12 protein-coding genes are annotated in these 13622 nt (G+C 53.8%); 10 read left to right on the top strand and 2 right to left on the bottom strand.

What is annotated here, in order from left to right; translation table 11 throughout:
* Window positions 1-177 precede the first annotated feature (177 nt).
* The 9 genes from proV to emrB all read left to right on the top strand — a co-directional run bounded on the left by proV (window position 178) and on the right by emrB (window position 9668).
* Window positions 178-1380 (top strand): glycine betaine/L-proline ABC transporter ATP-binding protein ProV, encoded by a 1203-nt coding sequence (gene proV / locus ACSZO4_RS02295; protein ID WP_437887217.1) that lies wholly within the window; start codon window positions 178-180, stop codon window positions 1378-1380.
* Window positions 1373-2440, top strand: coding sequence for a glycine betaine/L-proline ABC transporter permease ProW (proW, locus tag ACSZO4_RS02290; RefSeq protein ID WP_437887216.1), 1068 nt, complete (start codon window positions 1373-1375; stop codon window positions 2438-2440). The genes proV and proW overlap by 8 nt, the downstream gene beginning before the upstream one ends.
* A 161-nt stretch (window positions 2441-2601) precedes the next feature.
* The gene (gene proX / locus ACSZO4_RS02285) at window positions 2602-3597 is read left to right on the top strand and encodes a glycine betaine/L-proline ABC transporter substrate-binding protein ProX (RefSeq protein ID WP_437887215.1); all 996 of its coding nucleotides are present in this window, start codon (window positions 2602-2604) and stop codon (window positions 3595-3597) included.
* A gap of 214 nt (window positions 3598-3811) precedes the next feature.
* On the top strand, window positions 3812-4996 hold the full coding sequence (locus tag ACSZO4_RS02280; protein ID WP_437887214.1) for an MFS transporter: 1185 nt from the start codon (window positions 3812-3814) through the stop codon (window positions 4994-4996).
* Between the two features lie 121 nt (window positions 4997-5117).
* A complete protein-coding gene (locus tag ACSZO4_RS02275; RefSeq protein WP_437887213.1) occupies window positions 5118-5861 on the top strand; it encodes an AzlC family ABC transporter permease in 744 nt (247 codons plus the stop codon).
* Complete coding sequence (ygaH, locus tag ACSZO4_RS02270) at window positions 5854-6189, top strand: L-valine transporter subunit YgaH (RefSeq protein WP_437887212.1); 336 nt, start codon at window positions 5854-5856, stop codon at window positions 6187-6189. The genes ACSZO4_RS02275 and ygaH overlap by 8 nt, the downstream gene beginning before the upstream one ends.
* A 90-nt stretch (window positions 6190-6279) precedes the next feature.
* On the top strand, window positions 6280-6810 hold the full coding sequence (gene mprA / locus ACSZO4_RS02265; RefSeq protein WP_437887211.1) for a transcriptional repressor MprA: 531 nt from the start codon (window positions 6280-6282) through the stop codon (window positions 6808-6810).
* Between the two features lie 134 nt (window positions 6811-6944).
* Entirely contained in the window at window positions 6945-8117 is a 1173-nt protein-coding gene (gene emrA, locus ACSZO4_RS02260; RefSeq protein WP_437887210.1) for a multidrug efflux MFS transporter periplasmic adaptor subunit EmrA, read from the top strand.
* 12 nt (window positions 8118-8129) lie between these two features.
* Complete coding sequence (emrB, locus tag ACSZO4_RS02255) at window positions 8130-9668, top strand: multidrug efflux MFS transporter permease subunit EmrB (RefSeq protein ID WP_437887209.1); 1539 nt, start codon at window positions 8130-8132, stop codon at window positions 9666-9668.
* 52 nt (window positions 9669-9720) lie between these two features.
* Here emrB and ACSZO4_RS02250 read toward each other — a convergent pair whose 3' ends face one another.
* On the bottom strand, window positions 9721-10524 hold the full coding sequence (locus ACSZO4_RS02250) for an FKBP-type peptidyl-prolyl cis-trans isomerase (protein WP_437887208.1): 804 nt from the start codon (window positions 10522-10524) through the stop codon (window positions 9721-9723).
* Between the two features lie 666 nt (window positions 10525-11190).
* Here ACSZO4_RS02250 and leuA point away from each other — a divergent pair.
* Window positions 11191-12867: a 2-isopropylmalate synthase gene (gene leuA, locus ACSZO4_RS02245; RefSeq protein ID WP_437887207.1), complete on the top strand. Its 1677-nt coding sequence runs from the start codon at window positions 11191-11193 to the stop codon at window positions 12865-12867.
* Here leuA and ACSZO4_RS02240 read toward each other — a convergent pair.
* Window positions 12843-13616, bottom strand: a complete 774-nt coding sequence (locus tag ACSZO4_RS02240) for an AraC family transcriptional regulator (protein ID WP_437887206.1) — start codon at window positions 13614-13616, stop codon at window positions 12843-12845. The genes leuA and ACSZO4_RS02240 overlap by 25 nt on opposite strands.
* Between the last annotated feature and the right edge of the window lie 6 nt (window positions 13617-13622).

The raw sequence follows: 13622 nt of genomic DNA, 5'->3' as shown, positions 1-13622 counted from the left end.
TAAACCGTGCCCAGCCCTTATATCATGGGAAATTCTGACGATTAGCAATTTGTCAAACCCCTCAGATATAGACACTGAGGGTTGTCACAGAATCTCAGTATGTTAGGGTATGTCTCGTCAATTATTCGATTCAGGTAACTTATCGATATAAATAAATAACAGGAAAAACACTATTGCATGGCAATTAAATTAGAAGTTAAAAATCTTTATAAAGTATTTGGCGAGCATCCACAGCGCGCTTTCAAATACATCGAAAAAGGACTTTCGAAAGAACAGATTCTGCAAAAAACAGGGCTATCGCTTGGCGTAAAAGACGCCAGTCTGGCCATTGAAGAAGGCGAGATATTTGTCATCATGGGATTATCCGGATCGGGTAAGTCCACAATGGTACGCCTTCTCAATCGCCTGATTGAACCCACCCGTGGACAGGTACTGATTGATGGCGTGGATATTGCCAAAATATCAGATGCTGAGCTCCGCGAGGTGCGCAGGAAAAAGATAGCGATGGTCTTCCAGTCATTCGCGCTGATGCCACATATGACGGTGTTAAATAACACTGCCTTCGGTATGGAATTAGCCGGTGCTAACGCCAGTGAGCGCCAGGAAAAAGCGCTGGATGCGTTGCGTCAGGTTGGGCTGGAAAATTACGCCCATGCTTACCCGGATGAACTCTCTGGCGGTATGCGCCAGCGTGTTGGTCTGGCGCGCGCATTAGCTATTAATCCCGATATCTTATTAATGGATGAGGCCTTCTCAGCACTTGATCCATTAATTCGTACCGAGATGCAGGATGAGCTGGTGAAATTACAATCCCGCCATCAACGCACCGTGGTCTTTATTTCCCACGACCTGGACGAAGCCATGCGAATTGGCGACCGGATTGCCATTATGCAAAATGGCGAGGTGGTGCAGGTCGGTACGCCGGATGAAATACTGAATAATCCGGCCAATGATTATGTGCGCACCTTCTTCCGCGGCGTAGATATTAGCCAGGTGTTTAGCGCCAAAGATATCGCCCGCCGGACGCCGGTAGGTCTGATCCGTAAAACACCTGGCTTTGGCCCGCGTTCTGCGTTGAAGCTGTTGCAGGATGAAGACCGTGAATACGGTTATGTGATTGAACGTGGTAATAAATTTGTCGGTATTGTCTCCATCGACTCCCTGAAGACGGCGCTTGCTGAGAATCAGGGAATCGATGCGGCGTTAATTGACTCCCCGCTTGCGGTGGAGGCGGAAACGCCGCTCAGCGAGTTGCTCTCTCATGTCGGCCAGGCGCCTTGTGCAGTGCCGGTGGTGGGTGAGGAACAACAGTACGTGGGCATCATCTCTAAACGGATGCTGCTTCAGGCTTTAGATCGCGAGGTGACAAACAATGGCTGATCAAAATAATCCATGGGAAAGCGCTCCGGCGACCGACAGCGCCGCACAGTCGGCTGATGCCTGGGGCTCATCTGCTGCGCCAGCCCCTACCGACGGCGGCGGTGCCGACTGGCTGACCAATGCGCCAGCACCTGCGCCCGAGCATTTTAATATTCTGGATCCGTTTCATAAAACCCTGATCCCGCTCGATAGCTGGGTCACCAACGGCATCGACTGGGTTGTGACCCACTTCCGTCCGGTTTTCCAGGGCATCAGGGTTCCGGTGGATTACATCCTCAGTGCTTTCCAGCAGTTGTTGCTGGGAATGCCTGCGCCAGTTGCCATCATCGTCTTCTCGCTGATTGCCTGGCAGATAAGCAGTGCCGGAATGGGGGTTGCAACCCTTGTCTCTCTGATTGCCATCGGCGCGATCGGTGCCTGGTCGCAGGCGATGGTTACCCTGGCGCTGGTGCTGACGGCCCTGCTGTTTTGCATCATCATCGGCCTGCCGCTTGGGATCTGGCTGGCGCGCAGCCAACGGGCAGCGAAGATTATCCGCCCACTGCTCGACGCCATGCAGACAACCCCGGCGTTCGTCTATCTGGTGCCGATTGTGATGCTGTTTGGTATCGGTAACGTGCCTGGCGTGGTGGTCACCATTATCTTCGCCCTGCCGCCGGTGGTTCGTCTGACAATCCTTGGGATTAATCAGGTGCCTGCGGATCTGATTGAAGCCTCACGTTCATTTGGCGCCAGCCCGCGTCAGATGTTGTTTAAAGTACAGCTACCACTGGCCATGCCCACCATTATGGCGGGGATCAACCAGACGCTTATGCTTGCCCTCTCCATGGTAGTGATCGCATCGATGATCGCCGTCGGCGGGCTTGGCCAGATGGTACTTCGCGGTATAGGCCGTCTCGATATGGGACTGGCAACCGTCGGTGGTGTGGGGATCGTTATTCTCGCCATCATCCTCGACCGCCTGACGCAGGCGATGGGCCGCGACGCACGCAGTCGCGGGAATCGCCGCTGGTACAGCTCCGGTCCACTTGGGCTCATCACGCGCCCGTTCATTAAGTAACGATTAACACTCACTTCTTAGCCCAAAATAATTCACGTTGCAGGAAGGCGACGCCGCAGTGAATCCCCGGGAGCTTACTGAAGTAAGTGACTGGGGTGAACGAGGACGTCAACACACCTGCAGCGCGAAGTATGAAGGACTTCAACTAAGGAATAACAACGATGCGACATACCATCCTTCTTGCCACAGCGTTTGCTACCCTTGTCTCCACCAGCGCCATTGCGGCCGATCTGCCCGGCAAAGGCATTACCGTGCAACCCTTCCAGAGCACCATCTCTGAAGAAGCCTTCCAGACCCTGCTGGTCAGTCGGGCGCTGGAAAAACTGGGCTATACCGTCAATAAGCCAAGCGAAGTGGACTACAACGTTGGCTACACCTCAATGGCCGCCGGCGACGTGACCTTCACCGCCGTCAACTGGAAGCCGCTGCATGACGATATGTACGCCGCAGCCGGTGGCGATCAGAAGTTCTATCGCGCGGGTACTTTTGTCACGGGCGCGGCCCAGGGCTATCTGATCGATAAAAAAACCGCAGAGCAGTACAACATCAAGAGTATCGATCAGCTCAAAGATCCGAAAATAGCCAAACTGTTCGACACCAACAATGATGGTAAAGCCGATCTGACCGGTTGTACGCCCGGCTGGGGCTGTGAAGCGGTGATTAATCACCAGATTGAGGCTTATGGTCTGGGTAATACCCTGGTCCATAACCAGGGTAACTACGCCGCAATGATGGCGGACACCATCACCCGCTTCAAGGAAGGCAAACCCGTTCTCTATTACACCTGGACGCCTTACTGGGTGAGCGATGTGCTCAAGCCGGGTAAAGATGTGGTCTGGTTGCAGGTGCCGTTCTCATCCCTGCCGGGTGAACAAAAAGATATCGACACCAAACTGTCTAACGGCATGAACTATGGCTTCCCGGTGAACACCATGCATATCGTTGCCAACAAAGCCTGGGCGGAGAAAAACCCGGCGGCGGCGAAGCTGTTCTCTGAGATGAAGCTGCCGATTGCCGATATCAATGCGCAGAATGCCATGATGCATGCCGGTCATGCCTCCGAAGCGGATATCCAGGGCCATGTTGATGGCTGGATCAAAGCCCACCAGCAGCAGTTTGACGCCTGGGTGAAAGACGCCCTGGCAGCACAGAAGTAAGAGTACGGGTAGCCGCCCTTTCCCCTCACCCTCACATGGTTTTCTCCCTCTCCCGTGGGAGAGGGCCGGGGTGAGGGCATCAAACCGCACGAAACCTAAACCACACAAATTCTTAACCGCACTATCCGACACGCGATCGCCCTCACATTCCTCCCTTCATTGGTTATTATTGATTCCTGTAAAAATAATCAGCTAACGAATCATTCAGATAACAATGACCAAAACACATCAAGGACTTAGCCCGGCGCTGATTGCGCTGATGTCGCTTGCCACCGGGTTATCGGTTGCCAGTAACTACTACGCCCAGCCCCTGCTCGATACCATTGCACGCGCCTTTGCGCTCTCACCGAATCAGGCCGGATTTATTGTTACCGCCGCCCAGCTTGGCTATGCCGCTGGCCTGCTGTTTTTGGTTCCACTCGGGGATATGTTTGAACGCCGACGGCTTATCGTCTCCATGACCCTGCTTGCCGCCGGTGGCATGCTGATTACCGCCAGCAGTTCGTCACTGTGGATGATGATCCTCGGGACCGCCCTGACTGGGCTTTTTTCTGTCGTCGCCCAAATTCTGGTTCCGCTGGCCGCCACCCTCGCCGCGCCGGAAAAACGCGGTAAAGTCATTGGCACCATTATGAGCGGCCTGCTGCTGGGGATCCTGCTGGCCCGCACGGTTGCCGGATTGCTGGCAAGCCTTGGCGGCTGGCGCACCGTTTACTGGGTCGCCAGCGCATTGATGGTGGTAATGGCGCTGGCTTTATGGCGCGGCTTACCGAAGGTTAAGCAGGATACGCATCTGAACTATCCGCAGTTGCTGGCGTCCATTTTCACCTTATTTGCCAAAGAGAAATTGCTGCGCACCCGTGCTTTGCTCGGCTGCCTCTCCTTTGCTAACTTCAGCATCCTGTGGACTTCAATGGCTTTCCTGCTCTCCTCACCGCCCTTTAATTTCTCCGAAGGGGTGATTGGCCTCTTCGGGCTGGTGGGTGCAGCAGGCGCGCTCGGCGCCCGACCTTTTGGCGGCCTGGCAGACAAAGGCAAAGCGCATCTCACCACCACGGTCTCCCTGGCGCTGCTGTTTATCTCCTGGCTGGCGATCGGCTTCGGGCAGAACTCAGTACTGGCGCTGATAGTCGGGATCCTGGTACTGGATTTGACCGTACAGGGCGTGCACATCACTAACCAGACGGTGATTTATCGTCTGAAACCTGACGCACGCAACCGCCTGACGGCCGGTTACATGACCAGCTACTTTATTGGGGGGGCGGCGGGATCGTTAATTTCCGCTTCAGCCTGGCAGCACGCGGGTTGGACGGGGGTCAGTATTGCCGGCGGCAGCTTCGCGGCCCTTAACCTGCTGGTGTGGTGGCGAGGTTATCATCGTCAGCAAATCGCAGAATAAAATCGCGTCAACGTCCAGGCTGCCACCAAAAAACCGGGGTGTTAAGGTGCCCCGGAGTCTGTTAAGGTTAAGATACTATTTATCCCGGTGATTTTAACGTGGGTGATATTTCACACAGACTATGGATAGTTCAACCACAACAACGGACTCAGCTCCCGTCTCTTGTGCGACATTTCTGGAAGGTTTCAAAGACAGTTTGCCCATCGTATTAAGTTACGTTCCTGTCGCTTTTGCCTTCGGACTTAACGCCACCAGGCTCGGGTTTACCCCGCTTGAGAGTCTCTTTTTTTCCTGCATCATTTACGCAGGCGCCAGTCAGTTTGTCATAACCGCCATGCTTGCCGCAGGCAGTTCGTTATGGATAGCCGCTTTCACCGTGATGGCAATGGATGTCCGTCATGTGCTGTATGGCCCCTCTTTACGCAGTCGCATTCTACAACCGTTGCAGAAATCCAAAACCGCGCTCTGGGCATTTGGCCTTACCGACGAAGTCTTTGCTGCCGCCACCGCTAAGCTGGTGCGCGACAATCGTCGCTGGAGCGAAAACTGGATGCTGGGGATAGCCCTTTGCTCATGGCTCTCCTGGGTGGCGGGAACCCTTCTCGGAGCATACTCGGGCAATGGTCTGCTTGAGGGTTACCCGGCGGTGGAATCCGCACTGGGATTTATGCTCCCGGCCTTGTTTATGAGTTTCCTGCTGGCCTCCTTCAGAGGTAACCAGAGCCTGAGCGTCACCGCTTCGCTGGCAGGCGCGCTGGCGGGCGTCACGCTGTTCTCCATCCCTGTCGCTATTCTGGCGGGCATTTTTTTCGGTTGCCTGACAGCACTGGTGCAGGCCTTCTGGCAGGGAGCGCCCGATGCGTAGTGAGGTTCTGATCCTTGGTCTGCTGGTTGGCACCGTTAATTATCTGTTCCGCTATCTCCCCTTGCGCCTGCGCGACGGGCAGTCACGCCCGACAAGACGTGGCATTACTGGCGTTTTACTCGACACCATCGGCATCGCTTCTATCTGTGCTTTGCTGGTGGTTTCAACCGCTCCGGAAGTGATACACGACAGCCGCCGACTGCTGCCAACCGTTATTGGCTTCGCTGTTCTGGGCCTGAGTTTCTGGAAAACTCGCAGCATTATCGTGCCGACGTTACTCAGTGCCTTCGCTTACGGAATCGCCTGGAAACTGCTGACAGTTTCATAAGTAAAGCAAATGTATTCACCCAAATAATGCATTTACTTTATTTATCACTGTCGTTACTATATCGACTGCAATTAATGAGGTTATACCCAAATGGATAGTTCGTTTACCCCCATTGAACAAATGCTAAAATTCCGCGCCAGCCGCTATGAGGATTTCCCTTTCCAGGAAATTCTGCTGACTCGCCTGTGCATGCACATGCAGGGAAAACTGCTGGAAAACCGTAATAAGATGCTGAAAGCTCAAGGGATTAACGAAACTCTGTTTATGGCGTTGATAACGTTAGAGTCTCAGGAAAACCACAGTATCCAGCCTTCTGAGCTGAGTAGTGCGCTGGGATCTTCACGCACCAACGCCACACGTATTGCTGATGAACTGGAAAAACGCGGCTGGATCGAACGCCGTGAAAGCAACAATGATCGCCGCTGCCTGCACCTGCAGCTGACGGACAAAGGTCACGAATTTCTGCGTCAGGTGTTACCACCTCAGCATAACTGCCTGCATCAACTCTGGTCTTCTCTGAGCCCTGAAGAGAAAGGCCAGCTCGAGAACATCACCCGTAAGCTCCTTACACGTCTTGATCAGATGGACGAAGACGGTGCCATTCTTGAGGCGCTACGCTAACGCCGAATTCGCTCGACCATCCAGATTGATAAAAAGCATGCTGACAGGCTGGCACATCGCAAAGCGGTGCTAACCTGTCTGACAAAACAGGTCGGCCAGTGCCGATAATAAAAAATAAGATCGTGGAGAAAAACATGAGCGCAAATGCGGAGAGTCAAACCCCGCAGCAACCGGTCAAAAAGAAAGGCAAACGTAAAAGTACCCTTCTTCTGCTGACCTTGCTCTTTATTGTTATTGCCGTGGCATATGGGATCTATTGGTTTTTGGTACTGCGTCATTATGAAGAAACAGATGATGCGTACGTGGCAGGGAATCAGGTTCAAATCATGGCGCAGGTATCCGGCAGCGTGACCAAAGTCTGGGCTGACAATACCGACTTCGTGAAACAGGGTGATGTACTGGTGACGCTGGACGCCACCGATGCCCAGCAGGCGTTTGAAAAAGCGCAGACGGCTCTGGCCTCCAGCGTACGTCAAACCCGCCAGTTAATGATCAACAGTAAGCAACTTCAGGCCAGTATTGAGCTGCAAAAAACAGCGCTTTCTCAGGCCCAGACCGACTTTAACCGTCGCGTGCCGCTCGGTAGCGCCAACCTGATTGGCCGTGAAGAGCTGCAACACGCCCGTGATGCCGTCACCAGCGCGCAGGCGCAACTGGATGTCGCTATCCAACAGTACAACGCCAATCAGGCGATGATTATGGATACCTGCCTGGAAGATCAGCCCGCGGTAAAACAAGCGGCAGCAGAAGTGCGTAACGCCTGGCTTGCCCTGCAACGAACCAAAATCGTCAGCCCGATTACCGGCTATGTGTCTCGTCGAGCCGTTCAGCCAGGCGCGCAGATCAGTCCGACTACTGCCCTGATGGCCGTGGTTCCGGCAACCGGTTTGTGGGTAGATGCCAACTTTAAAGAGACCCAACTGGCGCATATGCGTATTGGCCAGAGCGCGACCGTCATCAGCGATATTTACGGCGATGACGTCAAGTACACCGGCAAAGTGGTGGGTCTGGATATGGGAACAGGCAGCGCCTTCTCGCTGTTGCCTGCGCAGAATGCCACCGGCAACTGGATCAAAGTGGTTCAGCGCTTACCCGTTCGTATCGAACTGGATGAAAAACAGCTGAGCGAACATCCGCTGCGTATCGGTCTCTCTTCTCTGGTGACTGTCGATACCACTCAGCGTGATGGTCAGGTGCTGGCAAGTCAGGTTCGCACTAGCCCGGCTTACGAAAGTAACGCGCGTGAGCTTAACCTTGAGCCAGCTAACCGGCTTATCGAAGAGATCATCAAGGCCAACGCGGGTTAATCTGAGGTGCAGATGCAACAGAGAAAACCGCTGGAAGGCGCGCAACTGGTTATTATGACCATCGCGCTTTCACTGGCGACCTTTATGCAGGTGCTGGACTCCACCATCGCTAACGTCGCCATCCCGACTATTGCCGGCAACCTTGGCTCGTCCCTGAGCCAGGGAACCTGGGTTATCACCTCTTTCGGGGTGGCGAACGCTATCTCGATTCCGATAACCGGCTGGCTGGCAAAGCGGGTCGGTGAAGTCAAACTGTTCCTCTGGTCAACAATTGCCTTTGCGATTGCCTCCTGGGCCTGCGGCATGTCGAACAGCCTGAGCATGCTTATCTTCTTTCGCGTCATTCAGGGGATTGTTGCCGGGCCGCTTATCCCGTTGTCGCAAAGTCTGCTGCTGAATAACTATCCTCCGGCGAAGCGTTCTATCGCGCTGGCGCTGTGGTCGATGACCGTTATCGTTGCGCCAATTTGCGGCCCGATACTGGGCGGGTATATCAGCGATAACTACCACTGGGGCTGGATCTTCTTCATCAACGTGCCGATTGGCATTCTGGTGGTGGCGCTGACGCTGCAATCGTTGCGTGGGCGTGAAACCCGTACCGAACAACGGCGTATTGATGGCGTGGGCCTGGCGCTGCTGGTCATCGGGATTGGTAGCCTGCAGGTGATGCTCGACCAGGGTAAGGAGCTGGACTGGTTCAACTCGCGGGAAATCATCATCCTGACGGTAGTGGCAGTGGTGTCGATATGTTTCCTGATTGTCTGGGAGCTGACCGACGATAACCCGATCGTCGATTTATCGCTCTTTAAGTCGCGAAACTTCACCATCGGCTGCCTGTGTATCAGCCTTGCCTACATGCTCTACTTCGGCGCGATTGTTCTGCTGCCGCAGCTCCTGCAGGAGGTCTATGGCTACACGGCCACCTGGGCGGGGCTGGCATCCGCGCCTGTCGGGGTAATCCCGGTACTGCTGTCGCCCATTATTGGTCGCTTTGCCCATAAGCTGGATATGCGCCGACTGGTGACCTTCAGCTTTATCATGTATGCCGTCTGCTTTTACTGGCGCGCGTACACCTTCGAACCGGGAATGGACTTTGGCGCCTCAGCCTGGCCGCAGTTTATCCAGGGCTTTGCGGTAGCCTGCTTCTTTATGCCGCTGACCACCATTACGCTCTCCGGATTACCGCCGGAACGTCTGGCTGCGGCCTCAAGTTTGTCGAACTTTGCGCGAACCCTGGCAGGCTCAATTGGTACCTCGATTACCACTACGCTTTGGACAAACCGGGAATCAATGCACCATGCGCAATTAACCGAGTCAGTGAACCCGTTTAATCCTAACGCGCAGGAAGTGTATAACCAGCTGCAAGGGATGGGGATGTCGCAACAGCAGGCCTCTGGCTGGATAGCCCAGCAAATTACCAACCAGGGACTCATCATCTCTGCTAATGAAATTTTCTGGATGTCGGCAGGCGTGTTCCTGCTGCTGCTGGGGCTGGTGTGGTTTGCCCGACCGCCATTTGGCGCGGGCGGCGGTGGCGGCGGCGCGCACTAGCAGTGAAAATCAAAGAGCACCTCAATATTGAAGGCGCTCTTTTTTTAGGTCGTTACTTATTCAGGCTAAGTATCTCAAGGGTGATTTCAGAAGCCACACCCGGAGGTATGATGCCAGAGATCCCCTGCTCACCATAAGCCAGCTGCCAGGGAACGGTGATTTTTACCTGGCCGCCGACTCCCAACCCCGGAACGCCCAGCCCAATAACGGCAGGCAGCTCAGCAGCACGTTTACGGCGTATTTCTCCTGCGGAAAGAACCTTTCCGCTGCTGAGCTTTTCATCAAATCTGAAGCGAATAACATCGTTTTGCGTCACCTCCGGCGCGGTTCCCTTTTTCACGACCTGATAGATAACGCCGCTGGCTGCTTTTACCGCCCCTTTTACCTGCGCAGCCCGGGCAACAAACTGCTCGCTTTGCTGCTTGTTACGCTCACTCTCACGGCTATTTTTCCCGCCGCTACGTTGATCCGAATCCGCCAGTTTAACCAGCAACTGAGAAAGCTCTTTATCACGCTCAGTCTGTTTAACCAGCGGCTGTTCAGACTTTGATTTATCAGCGACAGTGCCCACCGACGTGCCTGCGATGGCCTTTTTCTGCAATGCCGCAATATGGGATGAGAGCATGCTGACCTGCGCTTCATGCAGACGACTTTCTTCGCTAAGCTGCTGCTCCACCTTCTTTAATTGCAACTGTAATCGTTTGTTCTCGGCCTTAAGCGACTCGCTCTGTTCCGTCGGCGGCGGTTCGCTGTTATTTTTGAGTCTGTCGATTAATAGCTCAGGATCGGCATGACTTAAACATGGAAATAGAGAAAAAACGAACAGTACGACAGCACGTAATAGTTTATTCATCATTGTAGCATTCTTTTAATGTGTGGCCCTGGGCGTAATGGTCTTATTTCTGGCACAAATAAAAACCGCACTCTTTTTATTGCACTCGCATCCAGCAAGGCCGAAAGAAAGATAAAAATAAGTAGCGGATGACTTTTTCCCGTTCCACCATATGCGTTACCAACCCCCAAAGCCGTAACCGAACACCAGGACTCTGGATTTTTTCGGCACCTTATCGACCTAACTGATTGATAAAAAAAATTATAATCTGACAAAACTCTGAATTTTGTCGGGCATAAAATTGCGCAGCTCTCGCACCATCGACCAACAAATAAGTATGCAACATCAAACACACTCCCTGATGAAATGACTACGTGATTGCCTAAAATATCGCACCGGCACAGCGATTATCTATTCCGACAAATTAACAGCCGGATAATCAGAATCAAATAAAGAACATCAAAAAACTACCATGTCATTTCGAAAATAACAACATGCAGAAATCGCAACAACAGGAAACAGACACCGGCCGCGAGATTTTTATTCAGAATATAAATCAGAAAATCACTTACATTCACAAAATAAATAAACCAGGCAACATTGTCCATTTATCTATAGTTTATGTCCCTTTCGCTAAAGCTTCGCCCCAGCACAGCCGCCAGGATGATTAACAAACAACAGGAGCCCATCATGCTGAAGAACCCCGCACAAAAATATCTGCCGCACCCGCCTATTTCCCTGCCGGAACGCCAGTGGCCGCAGAATCAGTTGACCCACGCGCCACGCTGGCTCTCTACCGATCTGCGGGACGGTAATCAGGCCCTGGCAGAACCAATGGACAGCGAGCGAAAACTGCAGTTCTGGGAGCTGCTACTGAGCTGCGGTTTTAAAGAGATTGAAGTGGCATTTCCTTCTGCCTCGCAGACGGATTTCAACTTCGTACGCCAGTTAATTGAGGAAAAGCAAATTCCTGAGGACGTCACGATTCAGGTTTTAACCCAGGCCAGAGAAGATCTGATCCGCAGAACCTTTGAATCGCTTAAAGGGGCGCACCGGGCCACGATCCACCTGTATAACGCCACGGCGCCGCTGTTTCGCAAACTGGTGTTTGGTATGGAGAAGGCTGAAATTATTGCCCTCGCAGTGCGCTCAACGCAGCTGATCCGTAAGCTTTGTGACGCGCAGCCGGATACCCACTGGCAATACGAATACTCACCCGAGACATTCTGCTTTACCGAACCGGCGTTTGCGCTGGAGATTTGTGAAGCCGTGGCGGATGTCTGGCAACCCGGCACCGCCCGCCCGATGATTCTCAACCTGCCCGCCACGGTCGAGGTCAATACCCCTAACGTCTATGCCGATCAGATTGAGTATTTTTGCCGCCACTTCACGCGCCGTAAGGACGTGAGTATTAGCGTGCATCCGCATAACGATCGGGGCACCGGCGTGGCAAGCTCAGAGCTGGCCCTGCTGGCGGGCGCCGATCGCGTTGAAGGATGTCTGTTTGGCAACGGAGAGCGGACCGGGAATGTCTGTCTGGTGACGCTGGCCATGAATCTCTACAGCCAGGGGATCTCACCCGAGCTGGACTTCAGCAATATGCAGCAGGTTGTCGAGGTTGTGGAAACCTGTAACCAGTTGCCCGTCCACCCTCGCCATCCCTGGGCGGGCAGTCTGGCCTATACCGCGTTTTCCGGGTCACATCAGGATGCTATCAAAAAAGGATTTGATGCCCGCAAGGCCGGCGACCTTTGGCAGATGCCCTATCTGCCGGTCGATCCGAAGGATATTGGCTGTAGCTACGAAGCCGTCATTCGCGTGAACAGCCAGTCGGGGAAAAGCGGCAGCGCATGGCTGATTGAACAGAATCACGGGTTGAAGCTCCCCCGCGCCCTGCAGCAGGACTTCAGTCAGCACGTCCAGCGTGAAACCGATGCCAGGGGTAAAGAGATGACGCAAAATGCGTTATGGCAGCTTTTTCGCGAGCGTTACGGACTCATCGCACAGCCTCACATGACGCTGGTTAATTACAAGAGCGAGAGTCACCCTGACGGGCAATTACGCTTGCAGGCGACCCTCGCCATCGAGGGCGTCAATCGACATCTTGAAGGACAGGGAAATGGGTTGCTTTCAGCAGCGGCGGGCGCGCTAAACGTTATGCTTAAACAAGCGTTCAGCATCAAGGATTATCATGAGCATACCCTGGGCGCGCGCAGCGACAGCCGCTCCGTCGCCTATATTCAGTGCCTGTATCCTGATGGCTCTGCTCACTGGGGTGTGGGGATCGACAACGATGTCGCCCGGGCGTCATTACAGGCATTACTCAATGCGCTGGGTCAGACTCACTCTTTTTCAGAGTCGCGATAATAGTCGCTGGGTGATATTCCCATCACCCGGCGAAACATCGCCGTAAATGCGCTGTGGCTGCCGTAACCAAGATCCAACGCCACACGCAGCACCGAATGCCCCTGCGCAAGACGGATCAGACCTTCGATTAGCTTCGCACGGCGCACCCACTCGCTGTACGACAAGGACGTTTGCTGCTGAAAATGGCGGTTAAGCGTCTTTTCACTCATGCTGACAATGCCTGCCGCCTTAGCGCTGCTCCAGGGTTGCCCGATCGAGGCACAAATTTGCAGACACAGTTTTTTCAGCACCTCACTTTGCGGATCCGGTAAACAGAAAGGCAGGGTCTGCATACCGCGGATCTCATCAAGCACCAGCTCGTAAACCCGCTCATCGCGACTGCCTGGTAAGTACTCCTCATTGAGCGTAAATGAAGCAACAATCAGTTCCCGCAGCAACGGCGTGATTTGAACTATCTGGCAGGAGGCTGGCAGGTCCGCACGGGCCAGCGGATCAATAAAGAGGGTACGTGCTGCGACATTACCGGTAATGCTGATGGCATGCTGCGTTCCGGCAGGTAGCCAGACGCCACGACCCGGCGGCACAACCCAACAGCCTTGCGCGGTCTCGACCCGAACCACACCGCTGAGAATATGCAGTAACTGCGCACAGTCATGTTGATGCCACGGCTCACTTTCACCGTGCGTATAGTCGTGGGCATAGGGTACAAAGGGGCGGTGCTGGAAGGAGAATGATACGGCTGTCGTCATCAGTTT

Origin of the sequence: Phytobacter sp. V91, assembly GCF_965644225.1 — a bacterium.
Classification (GTDB): Bacteria; Pseudomonadota; Gammaproteobacteria; order Enterobacterales; family Enterobacteriaceae; genus CBFFRJ01.
Note: the sequence above shows the minus strand (reverse complement) of the source record. Positions and strands in the feature narration are given on the sequence as shown.

Excerpts from the sequence above, each read along its gene's own strand:
- ACSZO4_RS02280 (WP_437887214.1), top strand. The coding sequence starts at position 3,812 with ATGACCAAAACACATCAAGGACTTAGCCCGGCGCTGATTGCGCTGATG.
- leuA (WP_437887207.1), top strand. The coding sequence starts at position 11,191 with ATGCTGAAGAACCCCGCACAAAAATATCTGCCGCACCCGCCTATTTCC.
- ACSZO4_RS02275 (WP_437887213.1), top strand. The coding sequence starts at position 5,118 with ATGGATAGTTCAACCACAACAACGGACTCAGCTCCCGTCTCTTGTGCG.
- proW (WP_437887216.1), top strand. The coding sequence starts at position 1,373 with ATGGCTGATCAAAATAATCCATGGGAAAGCGCTCCGGCGACCGACAGC.
- emrA (WP_437887210.1), top strand. The coding sequence starts at position 6,945 with ATGAGCGCAAATGCGGAGAGTCAAACCCCGCAGCAACCGGTCAAAAAG.
- proX (WP_437887215.1), top strand. The coding sequence starts at position 2,602 with ATGCGACATACCATCCTTCTTGCCACAGCGTTTGCTACCCTTGTCTCC.
- mprA (WP_437887211.1), top strand. The coding sequence starts at position 6,280 with ATGGATAGTTCGTTTACCCCCATTGAACAAATGCTAAAATTCCGCGCC.
- ACSZO4_RS02240 (WP_437887206.1), bottom strand. The coding sequence starts at position 13,616 with ATGACGACAGCCGTATCATTCTCCTTCCAGCACCGCCCCTTTGTACCC.
- emrB (WP_437887209.1), top strand. The coding sequence starts at position 8,130 with ATGCAACAGAGAAAACCGCTGGAAGGCGCGCAACTGGTTATTATGACC.
- proV (WP_437887217.1), top strand. The coding sequence starts at position 178 with ATGGCAATTAAATTAGAAGTTAAAAATCTTTATAAAGTATTTGGCGAG.
- ACSZO4_RS02250 (WP_437887208.1), bottom strand. The coding sequence starts at position 10,524 with ATGATGAATAAACTATTACGTGCTGTCGTACTGTTCGTTTTTTCTCTA.
- ygaH (WP_437887212.1), top strand. The coding sequence starts at position 5,854 with ATGCGTAGTGAGGTTCTGATCCTTGGTCTGCTGGTTGGCACCGTTAAT.